This is a genomic window from Rhodophyticola sp. (genome assembly GCF_965284195.1).
In the GTDB taxonomy this organism is placed as follows: Bacteria; Pseudomonadota; Alphaproteobacteria; order Rhodobacterales; family Rhodobacteraceae; genus Rhodophyticola.
This window is the reverse complement of sequence record NZ_CBDIRM010000001.1, coordinates 483,350-499,962: the sequence shown is the minus strand read 5'-3', so window position 1 is coordinate 499,962 and position 16,613 is coordinate 483,350. Positions and strand designations below refer to the sequence as shown.

18 protein-coding genes are annotated in these 16,613 nt (G+C 64.5%); 17 read left to right on the top strand and 1 reads right to left on the bottom strand.

The genetic code is table 11. The features are described 5' to 3' along the window. Positions 1-26: 26 nt before the first annotated feature. From ACQ651_RS02520 to ACQ651_RS02440, 17 genes are all read left to right on the top strand, one after another. Complete coding sequence (locus ACQ651_RS02520) at positions 27-398, top strand: MerR family transcriptional regulator (protein WP_227283989.1); 372 nt, start codon at positions 27-29, stop codon at positions 396-398. After that, positions 395-898 carry a hypothetical protein gene (locus ACQ651_RS02515; protein ID WP_430448143.1) on the top strand — a complete coding sequence of 168 codons (504 nt, stop codon included), beginning with the start codon at positions 395-397 and terminating at the stop codon, positions 896-898. The genes ACQ651_RS02520 and ACQ651_RS02515 overlap by 4 nt, the downstream gene beginning before the upstream one ends. A gap of 217 nt (positions 899-1,115) precedes the next feature. Next, complete coding sequence (locus tag ACQ651_RS02510) at positions 1,116-1,517, top strand: MerR family transcriptional regulator (RefSeq protein ID WP_227283991.1); 402 nt, start codon at positions 1,116-1,118, stop codon at positions 1,515-1,517. Between the two features lie 37 nt (positions 1,518-1,554). After that, positions 1,555-3,333, top strand: coding sequence for an acyl-CoA dehydrogenase C-terminal domain-containing protein (locus tag ACQ651_RS02505; protein WP_227283992.1), 1,779 nt, complete (start codon positions 1,555-1,557; stop codon positions 3,331-3,333). A 27-nt stretch (positions 3,334-3,360) separates the two neighbouring features. Further along, positions 3,361-3,573, top strand: coding sequence for a hypothetical protein (locus tag ACQ651_RS02500; protein ID WP_227283993.1), 213 nt, complete (start codon positions 3,361-3,363; stop codon positions 3,571-3,573). 139 nt (positions 3,574-3,712) lie between these two features. Further along, the gene (locus ACQ651_RS02495; protein ID WP_430448141.1) at positions 3,713-4,357 is read left to right on the top strand and encodes a glutathione S-transferase family protein; all 645 of its coding nucleotides are present in this window, start codon (positions 3,713-3,715) and stop codon (positions 4,355-4,357) included. A gap of 5 nt (positions 4,358-4,362) precedes the next feature. After that, complete coding sequence (locus ACQ651_RS02490; RefSeq protein ID WP_227283995.1) at positions 4,363-5,574, top strand: acetyl-CoA C-acetyltransferase; 1,212 nt, start codon at positions 4,363-4,365, stop codon at positions 5,572-5,574. A 27-nt stretch (positions 5,575-5,601) separates the two neighbouring features. Next, positions 5,602-6,030 carry a hypothetical protein gene (locus ACQ651_RS02485; RefSeq protein WP_227283996.1) on the top strand — a complete coding sequence of 143 codons (429 nt, stop codon included), beginning with the start codon at positions 5,602-5,604 and terminating at the stop codon, positions 6,028-6,030. After that, positions 6,027-6,413 (top strand): hypothetical protein, encoded by a 387-nt coding sequence (locus ACQ651_RS02480; protein ID WP_430448140.1) that lies wholly within the window; start codon positions 6,027-6,029, stop codon positions 6,411-6,413. The genes ACQ651_RS02485 and ACQ651_RS02480 overlap by 4 nt, the downstream gene beginning before the upstream one ends. Beyond that, positions 6,410-6,886 carry a hypothetical protein gene (locus ACQ651_RS02475; RefSeq protein ID WP_375550330.1) on the top strand — a complete coding sequence of 159 codons (477 nt, stop codon included), beginning with the start codon at positions 6,410-6,412 and terminating at the stop codon, positions 6,884-6,886. Before ACQ651_RS02480 ends, ACQ651_RS02475 begins: the two co-directional genes overlap by 4 nt. Before the next feature lie 92 nt (positions 6,887-6,978). After that, positions 6,979-7,422, top strand: a complete 444-nt coding sequence (locus tag ACQ651_RS02470) for a hypothetical protein (RefSeq protein ID WP_375550331.1) — start codon at positions 6,979-6,981, stop codon at positions 7,420-7,422. Next, positions 7,409-7,879, top strand: a complete 471-nt coding sequence (locus ACQ651_RS02465) for a cupin domain-containing protein (RefSeq protein ID WP_430448139.1) — start codon at positions 7,409-7,411, stop codon at positions 7,877-7,879. Before ACQ651_RS02470 ends, ACQ651_RS02465 begins: the two co-directional genes overlap by 14 nt. After that, the gene (locus ACQ651_RS02460; protein WP_227284001.1) at positions 7,879-8,355 is read left to right on the top strand and encodes a cupin domain-containing protein; all 477 of its coding nucleotides are present in this window, start codon (positions 7,879-7,881) and stop codon (positions 8,353-8,355) included. The genes ACQ651_RS02465 and ACQ651_RS02460 overlap by 1 nt, the downstream gene beginning before the upstream one ends. 87 nt (positions 8,356-8,442) lie before the next feature. Continuing rightward, positions 8,443-10,644: a 3-hydroxyacyl-CoA dehydrogenase NAD-binding domain-containing protein gene (locus tag ACQ651_RS02455; RefSeq protein ID WP_430448138.1), complete on the top strand. Its 2,202-nt coding sequence runs from the start codon at positions 8,443-8,445 to the stop codon at positions 10,642-10,644. A gap of 284 nt (positions 10,645-10,928) precedes the next feature. Then, positions 10,929-12,560: an AMP-binding protein gene (locus ACQ651_RS02450; RefSeq protein WP_430448136.1), complete on the top strand. Its 1,632-nt coding sequence runs from the start codon at positions 10,929-10,931 to the stop codon at positions 12,558-12,560. Positions 12,561-12,689: 129 nt separating this feature from the next. Beyond that, positions 12,690-14,267, top strand: coding sequence for an ABC-F family ATP-binding cassette domain-containing protein (locus ACQ651_RS02445; RefSeq protein WP_430448135.1), 1,578 nt, complete (start codon positions 12,690-12,692; stop codon positions 14,265-14,267). Between the two features lie 60 nt (positions 14,268-14,327). Continuing rightward, complete coding sequence (locus tag ACQ651_RS02440; RefSeq protein ID WP_227284005.1) at positions 14,328-15,344, top strand: hypothetical protein; 1,017 nt, start codon at positions 14,328-14,330, stop codon at positions 15,342-15,344. 22 nt (positions 15,345-15,366) lie between these two features. Here ACQ651_RS02440 and ACQ651_RS02435 read toward each other — a convergent pair whose 3' ends face one another. After that, positions 15,367-16,575, bottom strand: a complete 1,209-nt coding sequence (locus ACQ651_RS02435; protein ID WP_430448133.1) for an SPOR domain-containing protein — start codon at positions 16,573-16,575, stop codon at positions 15,367-15,369. Positions 16,576-16,613 lie beyond the last annotated feature (38 nt).

The following is a 16,613-nucleotide window of genomic DNA, read 5'->3' as shown; positions in this document are numbered from 1 at the left end:
ACGGCAACAACCACTTAGATCAAGCGATGTCAGACGACCGGCTGGATTTCAAGCAGATGTGCGCCCGCTTCGAGGTGACACCGCGCACCCTGCGCCATTACGAGTATATCGAGCTTCTGGCACCTGAGCGCGATGGCCGCGCCCGTTTCTACGGCCCGCGCGAGGTGGCCCGGATGACGCTGATTCTGCGCGGGCGGCGCTTTGGGTTCAGCCTTGAGGAAATCCGCCAGTGGCTTGAGCTCTACGACGCAGACCCCGAAGGCAAGTTGCAACGGGACGCGTGGCTTGCCATGGCCGACCGGCAACTGGCCGAGCTTGACCAGCGCCGGAACGAACTGGACGAGATCATCGCCGAGTTGCAGGCGCTTCGCGACGCGACAGCGGCCGGCGGGTCATGACCCCGCGCTCCCTGCTTTGGGCGGTGGCCTTTCTTGCAGCAGCCACCCCCGCCCTGGCGGATCAGCCGCTGCCGCCCCCGGCGCAGTATTTCTTCATCACCGAGAGCCGGGTGCATGTAACCGGCGTTCTGGCGCGCGATGTGGTCCGGATCGAGCCCGTCAGCGGGATCGAGGACACCTGGGAAATTCCTGGCTGGCGGCGCAATGTCCACCCGTCGGCGGACGGGCAATATGTGCTGGTCGGAAATCCCGGTCTGAACCTGCTCGAAGGGGAGCCCACGCCGGAGCGCACCGTCATGGAGGTCTGGGCCGCACCGGGCGAGTTGCTGGGCACCGTTCCCTTGGGGACGCTGATGGATCCGGCCGATCTGGAACCCGCCGCATCGCACCATCGCTGGATCGCCGGATATCAGTGGACCGGGACCGGATGGCGCTTTCTGACCCCTGACGGGCAGTTCTGGCATCTGTCCCCGAACCCGCTCAGGCTGATCCGCGAGTGACATCGGAAGGTAAGGTTTTCCTTACCTGAAAGGGGTTTCGCGCCAAATCCGGCGTTTGCAGATGTTGCGCCTGACCCTGCGTCATCTTTCCTGACCTTTCGTCAATCGCGAAGTGACGCAACGTTCCGTTTACGTCAACGTAAGCTTTGCTTGTAGAAAAGATCCGGGCCGCGCACATCAGGAGCCAGAATCGATGTTTGATGCAATGAGGGATCTCATGACCGAAGAGACCATGACCATCCGCCAGATGTGCGACACGTTCGAGGTAACGCCCCGGACGCTCCGTTTTTACGAGTCCAAGGAACTGCTGTTTCCGATCCGGGAAGGCCAGAAACGCCTCTTTACCCGCCGCGACCGGGCACGGCTGAAACTGATCCTGCGCGGCAAGCGCTTCGGCTTCAGCCTGGAGGAAATCCGCCAGCTTCTCGACCTTTACTACGCTGGCGACCAGCAGGCCACGCAGCTTTCGCGGACACTTGATGTGGCCGGCGACCGGCTGGCCGATATGGAGCGCCAGCGCGCCGAGCTTGACCTCGCAATCGCCGATCTCAAATCGCAGATGGGCCTTGTCGAAGACATGCTGACGAATGTGACCACCACCAAAGACGCTGCCGAGTAAACGCCAAAACACGACCGTCCGGGAGGATTTACAGAAGATGCCAAGCTACACCGCCCCTACCAAAGACATGCAGTTCATCCTGCACGAGGTTCTCGATATCTCGGCGCAGGACATTCCGGGCTATGACGAAATGGAGCGCGACTTCACCGGCGCGGTTCTGGACGAGGCCGGCAAGATCGCGAGCGAGGTGCTGACCCCGCTCAACACGGTTGGCGACACCGAAGGCTGCCGGATGGAAAACGGCGTCGTCTACACGCCCACCGGCTTCAAGGATGCGTTCGCGCAGATGAAGGAAGGCGGCTGGCCCGGTCTGGACATGCCCGAGGAATATGGCGGCCAGAACATGCCCTATGTGCTCGGCACCGCCGTGGGGGAGATGTTCTCGGCCGCCAATCAGGCCTTCACCATGTATCAGGGTCTGACCCATGGCGCGGCCTCGGCCATTCTGGTCCATGGAACCGAAGAGCAGAAAAATACCTATCTGCCCAAGATGGTCGCCTGCGACTGGACCGGCACCATGAACCTGACCGAGCCCCATTGCGGCACCGATCTGGGCCTGATGCGCACCAAGGCCGAACCGCAGGCCGATGGCAGCTACAAGATCACCGGCCAGAAGATCTTCATCTCTGCCGGCGAACACGACATGGCCGACAACATCATCCATCTGGTGCTGGGCAAGATTGTCGGCGGCCCCGAAGGCATCAAGGGTGTGTCGCTGTTCATCGTGCCGAAATTCCTCGTGAACGAAGACGGCTCGCTTGGCGCCCGCAACGGCGTGAGCTGTGGCAAGATCGAAGAGAAGATGGGCATCCACGGCAACTCCACCTGCGTCATGAACTATGACGAAGCGACCGGCTATCTGCTTGGCGAAGAGCACAAGGGCATGCGCGCCATGTTCACGATGATGAACGAAGCGCGCATCGGTGTGGGCATGCAGGGCCTCGCGCAGGCCGAGGCGGCGTTCCAGAACGCGCTGGAATACGCCAAGGACCGTCTGCAGGGCCGCGACGTGACCGGACCGAAGAACCCCGACGGCCCCGCCGACCCGCTGATCGTCCATCCCGATATCCGCCGTTCGCTGATGGCCCAGAAAAGCTTCGCCGAGGGTGGCCGGGCGTTTCTGCTATGGGGGGCCACGCTGATCGACCGCGCCCATCGGGGTGAGGATGCGGCCGCCGACGGCCTGGTTTCGCTGCTGACGCCGGTGATCAAGGGATTCCTGACCGATCAGGGCTATGACATGACCGTCCTGGCCCAGCAGGTTTATGGCGGCCACGGCTATATCGAGGAATGGGGCATGTCCCAGTTCACCCGGGATGCGCGGATCGCCATGATCTATGAAGGCGCCAACGGCGTGCAGGCGCTCGATCTTGTCGGCCGCAAACTGTCTCAGGACGGCGGCAAGCACGTGATGGCCTTCTTCGATCTGGTGAAGGACTTCCTCAAGGAGAACGAGGACAATGCCGCGCTGAAGGCCGATTTCCTCGATCCGCTGAAAGCGGCCTCGAAGGATCTGCAGGCGGCGGGGATGTATTTCATGCAGGAAGGCATGAAGAACCCCAACAACGCCTTGTCCGGCTCCTATGATTTCATGCATCTGTTCGGGCATGTCTGCCTGGGCCTGATGTGGGCGCAGATGGCCAAGGCGGCACTGGCGGCCCTTGAAACCGGCACCTCCGACCCTGATTTCTATGAGACCAAACTGGCCACGGGCCGGTTCTACATGGCCCGTCAATTGCCGATGACCGCCACCCATCTGGTACGCATCCAGTCGGGCGGGGACACGGTGATGGCTCTGGAGGCGGCCAATTTCTGATGGCCTGAATGCAGGAAAGACGCAGATATGCCCAAACGCCTCCGCCTGACCCGTCGCCCCAATATCGCGATGAGCGAAGATGGGTTCCGCCGCTTGCGGACGCTTTCGGCGGAGTCGGGTCTGGACGCGGGCGAGTTTCTGTCTTTCCTGTTCGAAAACTGGGCCAGCGTGATCGACGAGGAAAACCTGACCGCCAGGCTGAGATTGTTCAACTCGGAACTGGAAGACCGCAAACGCTGATGGAAACCGAAGCGGGCAGGACAGACACAGGGGCCGCGTCACGGGCCGACCTCATGTTTCAGAAGCGCAGGCATGGCGCGGGGGTTTGCTCCCGCGCCATCGGGCATCATAAAGACCCCGCGCGGGGGAGGCGCGAAACATGACCATGAAACTCCATTGCTTTGCCGAAAGCGGCAACGCCTACAAGGCCGCTCTGGCGCTGGACCTCGCAGAGCTTGAGTGGGAGCCGGTCTTCGTCGACTTCTTCGCGGGCGAAACCCGCACTCCGGAATTCCGCGCGCTTAATCCGATGGGCGAGGTTCCCGTGCTGGTCGACGGCGATATCACCCTGTCCCAATCCGGCGTGATCCTTGATTACATCAGTTCGAAAACCGGCAAGATGGGCGGAACCAGCGCCGACGAACGCCGCGAGGTCCTGCGCTGGATCTTTTTCGACAATCACAAGGTTTCGGGGGTCGCCGGACCCTTGCGCTTCAACATGAACTTCCTTCCCGAAGCCAAGAGAAACGCGGATGTGAACGGGTATATGGCCGCGCGTCTTGCATCGGCGCTGAAGGTCATGAACACCGCGCTGGCCGATCGCGAATGGCTGGTGGGCAACGGCCTGACCATCGCCGATATCTCCTGCGCCGGATACCTCTTCTACCCTGAGCCCTTCACCTTCGAGCGGGCCGATTACCCGAATATCGACCGCTGGCTGACCTCCATCGCCGCCACACCCGGCTGGCAACATCCCTATGACCTGATGCCCGCCCCCACGGTGGGCCAAGACCTTCGGAGCTGATACTCATGACCGATGCCTATATCTACGACGCGATCCGCACCCCCCGCGGCAAAGGCCGCAAGGACGGCGCCCTGCACGAGGTGACCGCCGCGCGCCTGTCCGCCGTGACGCTCAATGCCCTGAAGGAACGCAACAACCTTGACGGCCACGCCGTCGAAGACGTGATCTGGGGCAATGTCACCCAGGTCGGCGAACAGGGCGGATGCCTGGCGCGAACCGCCGTTCTGGCCTCCGATCTGGATGAACGCATCCCCGGCCTTGCCATCAACCGGTTCTGCGCAAGCGGGCTGGAGGCCGTCAACCTTGCGGCCAATCAGGTCCGCGGCGGGGGTGGCGACGCGTATATCGCGGGGGGCGTCGAGATGATGGGGCGCGTCGCCATGGGCAGCGACGGGGCGGCGATTGCGGTCGATCCGTCCATCGCGATGGAGACCTATTTCGTCCCCCAGGGGATCTCGGCCGATATCATCGCCACCGAGTACGGATTTTCCCGCGACGACGCCGACGCCCTGGCCATGGAAAGCCAGGCCCGCGCCAAGGCGGCATGGGACGACAACCGGTTCGCCGGTTCGATCATCACCGTCAAGGATCGTAACGGGCTGACCATCCTCGATACCGATGAATACATGCGCCCCGGCACCGACATGCAGACCCTCGGCAGCCTGAAACCGGCGTTCAAGGAGATGGGCGAGGTGATGCCCGGCTTCGACCAGATCGCCTTGATGAAATACCCCCATCTGGAGGCGATCAACCACATCCACCACGCGGGCAACAGCTCCGGCATCGTCGATGGCTCCGCTGCGCTTCTGATCGGCAACAAGGCGTTTGGCGAAGCCCGCGGGCTGAAACCCCGCGCCCGGATCCGCGCCACCTGCAAGATCGGCACCGACCCCACGATCATGCTGACCGGCCCGGTGCCCGCGACCGAGAAGATCCTTGCCGACAGCGGCATGAGCATCGGGGATATCGACCTCTTCGAGGTCAACGAGGCATTCTCGTCGGTCGTGCTGCGCTTTATGCAGGCCTTTGACGTGGATCATGGTAAGGTCAACGTGAACGGCGGCGCCATTGCGATGGGCCACCCGCTTGGCGCGACAGGCGCCATGATCATCGGTACGCTGCTTGACGAGCTGGAGCGTAGCGGTAAGGGGACCGGCCTTGCCACACTCTGTGTCGCCTCCGGCATGGGCGCGGCCACGATCATCGAACGCGTGTAAGCCCGCAGGGTCGCTCGGAGCGTTTTCATGACCGGCAAGGCGCTGGATATCTATCAGACCTTCCTCGACGAGATGGGCGCAGCCGTGCTCGCCGCCGATACGGATGCCTTCGCGGCGCGGATCTTCCTGCCCCATGTCATCGAAACGGAAACCTTCCGGGTGCTGCTGGAAAGCCGGGAAAATGTTGTAAGGCAGTTTCACGGCTTCTGCGAAGCGCTCCGCGGTCATGGCGTCGATGCCTATATCCGGATCGCGCGCCGGGCGCGGTTCGACGGGCCCGACCACATCGAAGGCGAACACGAGACCTTCCTCATGTCGGGGAGTTCTCTGGTCGTACCGCGATTCTCCAATACGGCCTCCCTGGAATGGCGGGGAAACGTCTGGGGCTGCACCGTTTCGCGACACCATGCCCGCTACATCGCGTGGCCCGATCTCTTGCCGCGGGTGAACACATGACCGACCGCGCCGCAGATGTCAGCCGGGCCGATCCCAACGACGTGACGGGCCTGCTCCAGCAGGGCCCCGTCGCCGCGGCGATGCACGATCCGCAAACCATACGGAGTGCCGATCTTCAGCCATGGCTCCACGGTCCGGGCCGCATGGCCGAAGCCGCCACTCACTCCCGCGACGACCTGCGCCGCCACGGCCGCCATGTCGCCTGTATCCTGCGTGGCGGCCAGTACGTGATCGAACCCTACAGCAATGAGATGGTTCTGGAGCTTCAGGACGGTATCTGGCGCAGCACCAAGCTGCGCGCCCATGTCGACAACGTGACCTGCACGGTCATTAGCCTGGGCCAGCTTCGCGAAATCTGGAAGACCTCCACGGAACAATCATGAGCGAGGAAGCAAAAGAGATATACCAGCGCGTGATCGACATTCTGTCGGACGCTCTGATGGAGGGGGATTTCAGCAAGTTCGGTCCCTACTTCACCCTGCCCCATGTCATGCAGACGCTTTCGGGCACGTTGCGAATGGAAGACGAAGACGAGTTACGACGCAGTTTCGAAGGGTTTTCGGCCTCGCTGAAAGCCCATCAGGCAACCCATTACATCCGCCTGACGGATCAGGCGGAGTTTGAAACACCGGATCGGATCGTGGGCGAGCATACCAGTCACATCCTGCGCAACGCCATCTACCTGGCCCCGGCCTATCCCAACCGGCTGGTCCTCGACCGTGTCGATGGCGTCTGGAAGGTCGGCAATGCCCTCAATGCGATCGGCAACACCACCTGGCCGGTCCTGTTGCCGAAGGTTCCGACGAACCCGAAACTGCCCGAGCAGAAAGACACAAATCGCAATGAAGACCCATGAGATCACATCGGGGCACATCGCGGCGCGCCCCGTCCGAAGCCGCGCGGCCTCAAACGTCGGAGAAGCTCCGGCAAGCCCTTCTTGGAGACCAAATGACTGACCCGCGTCAGATATATCAGGCCGTACTGGACAAGCTTTCCCGCGCGATCATGTCGGGGGACGATGCGCTTTTTCTGGAGAACATCGCCGCGCCGCATTACGTCGAAACCGCGTCCGAGAAAATCGTGATCGCGACGTTGGACGATGCGCGGGACAAGTTTCACATCTGGTCCCTCACCTTGCGCAGCGGCGGGATCACCGATTACCTGCGGACCTGCGAGGAAGCGCGGTTCGAAGGGCCCGACCGGATCATCGGACTGCACGGGAGCCGCCTGATGAGGGGCTCCGAGGAGGCGATGCCGTCCTTTCCCAGCTCTCTCGATCTGGAAAACATCGACGGTATCTGGAAAGTGCGCCGCGTGATCCAGCACGCGGACTATGTGACCTGGCCGGATCTTCTGCCGCGGGTCTGCGGAGCCGACAATGCCCAAACTTGACCTCGCCAGCGTGCCGGTGAAGACCGGCTCGATCTATCCCGCGCCCTATGCGGCCCAGATGGCCGACCGGTCGTCTCTCCGCCTTGGCGAGGCGGGCGGGTTGACACAGTTCGGCGTCAATCTGGTGACCCTTGAGCCGGGCGCCAAATCCTCCCTGCGTCACTGGCACGAACGGGAGGACGAATTCGTCATGGTGACCGAAGGCACCTGCCTTCTGATCGACGATGATGGCGAACATGTCATGGGGGCCGGCGATTGCGCCGCCTTCCCCGCGGGCGAGGCCAATGGCCATCATTTCGTCAACCGATCGGAGAGCGTGGCGAAATTTCTGGTCGTCGGCAGCAAGATGAACCCCGAACGCGCGACCTATTCCGATGTCGATCTGGCCGTGGAGATAGCTGACGGGAAGGCCCGCTTCACCCATAAGGACGGCCGCGACTATGAAGGAGCCGACTGATGCCGAAAATCACTCTTGCGGATCTGCCCGTGGCCCGCGGCCTCACCGGTTACCCCTCGCCCTACGGCAAGGGCTGCGACCTGTATGAGGCGGTCGAGATCGGTCGCGCCGGCGGGCTGACCCAGTTCGGCGTCGGGATCGAAACCCTGCTGCCGGGCGGTCTGTCCTCCCAACGGCATTGGCACGAGAACGAGGACGAATGCCTGATCATGCTGGAGGGCGAGGCGGTGCTGATCGAGGATGACGGCGAACACATCCTGCGCGCGGGAGATGCCGCCGCCTGGACCGCGGGCACGCCGAACGGCCATCATATCGTGAACCGCGGCGACGCACCGGCGCGCTATGTGATCATCGGCACCCGCGCGGCCACCGACACCGTCCACTACCCCGATATCGACCTGGAATACCGCCGCACCGAGCAGGGCCGCGGATACTTTCACAAAGACGGCAGAGCCTACCCGCGGGCGCCGTCATGACCCGTTTCAAACCGACATATGCATCGGCCCTGCATCTCTTTGCAGGGCCTGTGCTTCCCCAGAACCCGAACCGAGAGGGATTGAGAAATGACTGACTTTAAAATGAAAACCGACGCCGACGGCGTGGCCGTGATCACCTGGGACGTGGCCGGGAAATCGATGAATGTGCTGAGCCGGGACGCCTTCGAAATGGTGGAAACGCTGATCGATCAGGCCCTTGCCGACGACGCGGTGAAAGGCATCGTCATCACCTCGGGCAAGGAAACCTTCGCCGGTGGGATGGATCTGAACGTGCTGGCCTCGATCCGTCAGGAAAGCGGCGATGACCCGGCCAAGGGGCTGTTCGATTTCACCATGAACGGCCACCGGATCCTGCGCAAACTGGAACGCGCCGGGATGGACCCGAAAACCAACAAGGGCGGCAAGCCCGTCGCCTGTGCCATCACCGGCACCTGCATGGGCATCGGCACCGAAATCGCGCTTGCCTGTCATCGCCGCTTCATGGCCGACAATCCAAAGGCGAAGATCGGCCTGCCCGAAATCCTCGTCGGGATCTTCCCGGGCGGCGGCGGCACCACGCGCTATTCCCGCATGGTGGGCGCCATGGCCGCCGCGCCGGTGCTGCTGGAAGGCCGGACGCTCGACCCCGCCAAGGCAAAATCTGCGCAGCTGGTCGACGAGGTGGTGCCCGCCGGGGAGCTGCTTGAAAAGGCGAAGGAATGGGTTCTCTCGGCCACCGATGCCGATATCGTCAAACCTTGGGATCAGAAGGGCTGGAAAATGCCCGGCGGCGCGCCCTATCACCCGGCCGGCTTCATGACCTTCGTGGGCGCCAGCGCCATGATTAACGGCAAGACAAAGGGCGTCTACCCCGCGGCCAAGGCGCTTCTGTCTGCCGTGTACGAAGGCGCGCTGGTGCCCTTCGACACCGCGCTGACGATCGAGGCGCGCTGGTTCACCTCGGTGCTGATGAACCCCTCCTCCTCGGCCATGATCCGCTCGCTCTTCATCAACAAGGAAGCCCTGGAAAAAGGGGCGAACCGTCCGGCGGTGGACGACCAGAAAGTGCGCAAGGTCGGCATCCTCGGCGCGGGCATGATGGGCGCGGGCATCGCCTATGTCTCGGCCAATGCGGGCATAGAGGTGGTGCTGATCGACAACGCGCAGGAGGCCGCGGACAGGGGCAAATCCTATTCCGCCGATCTTCTCGACAAGGGCATGGCCCGCAAGAAGGTCACGCAGGAGAAGAAAGATCAGGTTCTGGGCCGGATCACCGCCACCACGGATTATGCGGCACTTGACGGCTGCGATCTGATCGTGGAGGCAGTGTTCGAGGATGTCGGCGTCAAGGCCGAGGTCACCAAGAAAACCGAAGCCGTCATCCCCGAAGACGCGATTTTCGCCACCAACACCTCCACCCTGCCGATCACCGAACTCGCCAAGGCCAGCGCCCGGCCCGAGCAGTTCATCGGCATCCACTTCTTCTCGCCCGTCGACAAGATGATGCTGGTGGAGATCATCAGGGGCGAGAAAACCGGCGATGTGGCGGTGGCCAAGGCGCTCGATTTCGTACGCCAGATCCGTAAGACGCCCATCGTCGTCAACGACGCGCGCTTCTTCTACGCCAACCGCTGCATCATTCCCTATATCAACGAGGGCATCCGGATGGTGAAGGAGGGCGTGGCCCCGGCCCTGATCGAAAATGCCGCCAAGCTGGTGGGGATGCCGCTTGGACCCCTGCAACTGACCGATGAGACCTCCATCGATCTGGGCGTGAAGATCGCCAAGGCCACCAAGGCCGCAATGGGCGATGCCTATGATGACAGCGTCGACGAGCTGCTGTTCTGGATGGAGGCGGAGGGTCGTCTCGGCCGCAAGGCGAATGCAGGGTTCTATGCCTATGACGACAAGGGCAAACGTCTGGGGCTCTGGGACGGGCTGGCGGACAAGTATCCGCTTGCAGAGGACCAGCCAGATCTGATCGAGGTCCAGCACCGGCTGCTCTTCGCCCAGGTGCTGGAGGCGGTCCGCGCGCTGGAGGACGAGGTGCTCATGGACATCCGCGAGGGCGATGTGGGCGCGATCCTGGGCTGGGGCTTCGCCCCCTGGTCGGGCGGGCCGTTCAGCTGGCTGGACATCCTCGGTGCGCCCTATGCCGCCGACCGTTGCGATCAGCTCACCAAGGCCTATGGCGCGCGCTTCACGACCCCGGATCTCCTGCGCGAGATGGCCGACAAGGGCCAGAGCTTCTATGGCCGCTTCGGCCCCGAGGCCAAAGCGGCCGCCTGACCGGCACCGGTTCGAAAAAACGCGCTCCCGGTACGACCGGGGGCGCGGGTTGCGGTTGTGTTACGGGATCGCGGTGAAACCTCAGTCTGATCCCGGAACATCCCCTCTCGCGCCCTTCCATTCATGCGTGCCGCGTGCAACCGGAACGCGCCCCGGTTACCGTGGCGCCGGGGGCGTGGCGAGATGGATCGAACGATCCCCAAAGCGGCCCGTCTTCCCTTTCCACCTGCCCTCTGCCATCTAATACTGCCACTACATCGCAGGGTTCAGGGGGGAGATGTTCGATGGGCTGGATGAAGGACGAAACCGGGCTGGAGAAGCGCCCGGCAAACCATGTGCCGCTCACCCCGTTGTCTCACCTCGCGCGGGCGGCCTCGGTGTTTCCGACGCGCGAGGCGCTGGTCTATGGCGATTTTCGCATCACCTATGCGGAGTATCATGCGCGGGTCTCCCGCCTTGCATCGTCCCTTGCAAAACGCGGCGTGGCGCCGGGCGATGTGGTGGCCGCCATGCTTCCCAACATCCCCGCCCATGTGGAGGCGCATTTCGGCGTTCCGGCCGCGGGGGCGGTGTTGAACAGCATCAATATCCGCCTCGATCCCGGCACGATCAGCTACATCCTCGATCATGGCGAGGCGAAGGTCGTTCTGGCCGACACCCAGTTCCTGACGGTGCTGGAGGCCGCCATCGGCGCGATGGAGGGCGAACAGCCGCTGATTGTCGAGGTGCCGGACGAACAGGCCGGGTATCATGCCTCCGGCCGGCATCTCACCTATGACGCGCTTCTGGCCGAAGGGGATGCAGAGGCCCCCTGGATCATGCCCCAAGACGAATGGGAAAGCATCGCGCTCAACTACACATCGGGCACCACCGGGCGGCCCAAGGGCGTGGTCTATCACCACCGGGGCGCCTATCTGATCACGCTTGGCACGCCGATTTCCTGGCGGATGACGCTTTACCCCCGCTATCTGACCATCGTGCCCCTGTTCCATTGCAACAACTGGTGCCATGTCTGGGCGATGCCGGCGCTTGGCGGAACGACCGTCTGCTGCCGCGAGATCACCGCAAAGAACATCTATGACGCCATCGCCGATGAGGGCGTGACCCATTTCGGCGGCGCGCCGATCGTACTGAACATGATCGTCAATGCGCGCGAGGACGAGCGGCGGAGTTTTGATCACGTGGTGGAGGTCTTCACCGCGGGCGCACCGCCGGCGGCAGCCACGCTGGCCGCGATCGAAACGATCGGCTTCAACGTCACCCAGGTCTATGGCCTGACCGAGGTGTATGGCCCGGCCACCGAATGCACCTGGCAGGATGGGCTCTGGGATGATCTGCCGCCCGATACCCGCGCGGCGATCAAGGCACGGCAGGGAGTGGCCTTTCCGAACATGGACCACGTGACCGTGATGGACCCCGAGACGATGGCGCAGATCCCGATGGACGGCGCCGCATTGGGGGAGATCGTGATGCGCGGCAACTCGGTGATGAAAGGGTATTACAAGAACCCGCGCGCCACCGCAGAGGCCTTTGCGGGCGGCTATTTCCACACCGGCGACATCGCCGTGCAACACCCCGACAGCTATGTGCAGATCGCCGACCGGGCAAAGGACATCATCATTTCGGGCGGCGAAAATGTCAGTTCCGTCGAAGTGGAGGGCGCGTTGATGCATCATCCGGCCGTGTCGCTTTGTGCCGTCGTCGCCAAGCCGGACGAGAAATGGGGCGAGGTGCCATGCGCCTTCGTGGAGCTGAAAGAGGGCGCGCGCGCCACCGAGGCGGAGCTGATCGCCTTTGTCCGTGAGCGTCTGGCAGGGTTCAAGACACCCAAACATGTGGTGTTTGCCGACCTGCCCAAGACCTCGACGGGCAAGATCCAGAAATTTGAACTCAGGCAGCAGGCCAAAACGCTCTGAAATCCCCGGCTTGATCCGGAGCCCGCCGCAGACTACCTCTGGACCAGCAGATGAGGAGCCCCTGTTCGATGACGATTTTCCACAAGACACCCGCGACGCGTTTTTCTGTCCTTGTGGAAATGACCTCTCATGCCTGCGACGATCCAGCTTTCGAACCTGTCCTGGTCCACACCTGACGGCCAGTCCCTCTTCACCGATCTCAGCCTGGTATTCGGGCCCGTTCGCACCGGCCTTGTCGGCCGCAACGGCGTGGGCAAGACCACGCTTCTGCGTCTGATGCAGGGTGCCTTGCAGCCCCGCTCCGGCCAGATCACCTGCGACGGCGCCATCGCAGTTCTTGCCCAGCAGACGGAGCCGCGCCCGGGCGAGACCATCGCCGATCTGTTCGATGCCCGCGCCGCTCTTGCCCTGTTGACCCGGGCGGAGGCCGGGCTGGCGACCACGGCGGAATTGGCCAGCGCCGACTGGACGCTTGAGGCGCGGATCGCGGCGGCGCTGTCCCGGTTCGATCTGTCGGTCCCCCTCGACACCCCGCTGGCGCAGCTGTCGGGCGGGCAGCAGACCCGCGCGGCGCTGGCCGCGCTGACCTTTGGCGCGCCCGACATGCTGCTTCTGGATGAACCGACCAACAATCTCGATACGGGTGGGCGCATGGCCCTGATGGATCTGCTGCACGGCTGGCACGGCGGCGCTATCATCGTCAGCCATGACCGTGATCTTCTTGAAATCATGGATGCAATCGTGGAGTTGACCACCCTTGGCGCCACGACCTATGGCGGGAATTACAGCGCCTATCGGGCGCAAAAGGACGTCGAACTGGCCGCGGCAACCCGCGATCTGGATATCGCCCAACGGCATCTGGCCCAGACCGGGCGGAGGCGGCAGACCGCCCTTGAGCGCAAGGCCCGCAAGGACCGCTACGGCCGGGCCAAGCGGCGCGACGGAAGCATTCCCAAGATCTCCGCCGACAAGGCCAAGGCCCGCGCCGAGGCGACCGCAGGCGCCCTTGCGCGACTGGCCGAAAAGCAGGCCGATGCCGCGCAGGCCGCGGTGACGGAGGCGGCCGCCCGCGTTGAACGCCTGACCCCGCTGGCGGTGCATCTTCCGCCGACGGGGCTGGCGAAAGGGCAAACGGTGCTGCGCGTCGAGGATCTGACCGGCGGGTTCGATTCCGCCGCCCCTGTCATCCGCAATCTGTCGCTCCAGATCACCGGCCCCGAACGGCTTGCCCTGACCGGTGCGAACGGGGCAGGAAAATCGACGCTCCTGCACCTGGTGACGGGCGCGCTGACCCCGCACTCCGGAACGGTCGCCATCGTCCCGGATCACGCCTTTCTGGACCAGAATGTCGAGTTGCTGGACCCCGCGCTCTCCCTGCGTGACAACTTTCGGGCCCTGAACCCGCAGGCCGACGAAAACGCCTGTCGCGCGGCGCTCGCCCGGTTCCTGTTTCGCGGAGATGCGGCCTTGCAGTCTGTGGGCAGGCTCAGCGGCGGCCAGATGCTGCGCGCCGGGCTTGCCTGCATCCTGGGCCGCAGCCGCCTGCCGCGGCTTCTGATCCTGGATGAACCCACCAATCATCTGGACCTTGACGCGATCACCGCGATCGAGGCCGGGCTGGCGGCCTATGACGGCGCGCTTCTTGTCGTCAGCCATGAGGAGGCCTTTTTGCGAAACATCGGCGTCACGCGCCGGATCGAGCTTTAAGTTGAGCGGGTTTTCGCCATCGGCTATCCTTCCTGCAAAACAACGGGCAGTAGATCTGGCATGACGGTGCTTACCGAATATCAGCGGCTGGAGGCGACCGGCCTCTGGCGCGAGACCGAGGACAGTCAGCGCCGCGAGGTACTGGTGTCTCTCGGCGACGCGACGCTGATGATCTCCACGCTCAGCGAAACCGCCCTTTCCCATTGGTCGCTGCCCGCCATCGAACGGCTGAACCCCGGAAAGACGCCCGCCCTTTACGCCCCCGACACCCAGGCCGACGAGATCCTTGAACTGAGCGAACCCGAGATGATCGCCGCCATTGAAAAGGTGCGCGGCGTGATCGAACGGTCGCGGCCCCATCCGGGCCGGCTGCGGCTGGTTCTGGGCGCCCTGATCAGCCTCGTGATCGTCATGGCCGTGATCTTCTGGCTGCCGGGCGCGCTTCTGCGGCAGACCGCCGCCGTGCTGCCCGACGCGAAACGGGCGGAGCTCGGGCGTCAGATCCTGGCCGAAATGGCAACGCTGGCAGGGCGCCCCTGCGGCGACACGGCCGGGGTGCGGGCTCTGGCGGGCCTTGCGCGCGAAACCCTTGGTCCTGACGCGCCAAGGCTGGTGGTGCTCCCGTCGTCCGTCCCGGGGAGCGCCCATTTGCCGGGGGATATCATCGTTCTCAACCGGTCCCTTGTGGAGGATTACGAAACGCCGGAGGTTCTGGCCGGCTATCTTCTGGCCGAGGATGAGCGCCGGGCAATGCAGGACCCCGCCGCCCGGCTTCTGAAGGAGGCCGGGCTGGTCGCCACATTCCGCATGCTGACCACGGGCGAGATCGACCCGCGCCATCTCCATGCCCATGCCGCCACGCTTCTGACACGCACCCCGCAGCCCGTCACGGACGACGCGCTTCTGGCCCGTTTCGCCGCGGCGGAGCTGTCATCGGAACCTTATGCCTTCGCGCTTGATCTGTCCGGCGAAACGACGCTTCCGCTGATCGAGGGGGATCCGATGCGCGCCCGCCTGCGCGCGCCGCTGATGCCCGACGAAAGCTGGGTCGCCCTGCAGCAGATCTGCGGCGGCTGATCCGGGCCGGAACCCACGCCCCTCAGCGCCGCGTGACCGCGCCGCCGAACCCGGCGCCACGCGCGGTCTGCAACGCACGGTCCAGCGTGGCGCTGTCGCCATAGGGGCCGGCCAAAACCACATAGGTCGTGCCCCCGCCACGTTGGGACAGACCGATGCTGGCCCCCAATCCACGCGCCGCCAGATGGTCGCGGGCAAGTCTCGCATCCGCCTGGCTGCCATACCGCCCGACCAGCACGAAGCGGTGGCCCGGCGCCCTGTCGACATCGCCGGGCGCTGCGGCGGTCGGGGCACGGGGCGCCGTTACCGTCCGCGTCCGCGTCATCGGTGTGCGGCTGGAGGCGGTCGGGGCCACACGCGGCACCAGCATCACATCATCGGCCGCATGCGCACGGGGCGTGTTCTGCCCGCGCAGGATCGGCGTGGAATAGACGGTGCCACCCTGGGTCGGCGACCATTCGACCGCCCGGCGGGGCACCTCATCGGTCCAGATCATGCTCATCTGGGCGTCTCCAAGGGCCGTTTGCGGCCCGCGATTGGGGTTCAGCCGCCCATCCTCCCAGGCCGCGCGATAGCCGGGCGGAATGACCGGCTGGACGGGTCGCACCACCGCCGCGGAGGTGCCTGCCACCTGTCCGATGGCCGGGCCGCCGCCGGGATGGTGGGGCTGCGGGCCGCAGCGCACCCCCTCGCCGCGCAGGTAGCGCTGATCGGCGGCGGGGAAATTCGGGCATCCGCTCGCCACCGTCCGGCCGGCGGGCGAAGGTCCGGCCGACGCGGCGGCCGTTGCCGCGACGGGCTCCTGCAGGATCGTCGTCGTGGTGCGCGGGGTACTGGGGGTGGATGCCCCCGCGGTGTTCGCCGAACCGGCGGGCCGGAACACCTGCCCCGTCGTGCCGGTGCCGGGCCGGGGCGCGGCCGATGCGGTTGTGGCCGCGGGGGCCGTGCGAACAACCTCGGGCGCGGCCCGCGGCGCGGCGGCGGCGGGCGCGGCTGCCGCGCGGATGTCGAGCGAGGGGGTATAGCCGCAAAGCACCTGGCGCGACCGGCTGACCCGTGGGACCCAGGTGGTGTTGCCGCCAAAACCCGCGCGGATGAAGACGCAGCCCCGGCTGTCCACATATTGATTGGCGGTATAGCTGGCCGGCGGCACCTCTGCCGGCCCGCCCACATCGGAGACGGATTGAGCGGCCCCCGGCACGGCAAGGCCAAGCCCCAGGGCAAGGGTCAACGCAAGACAAACCGGAACAGCAATTGGCAAAACACGCA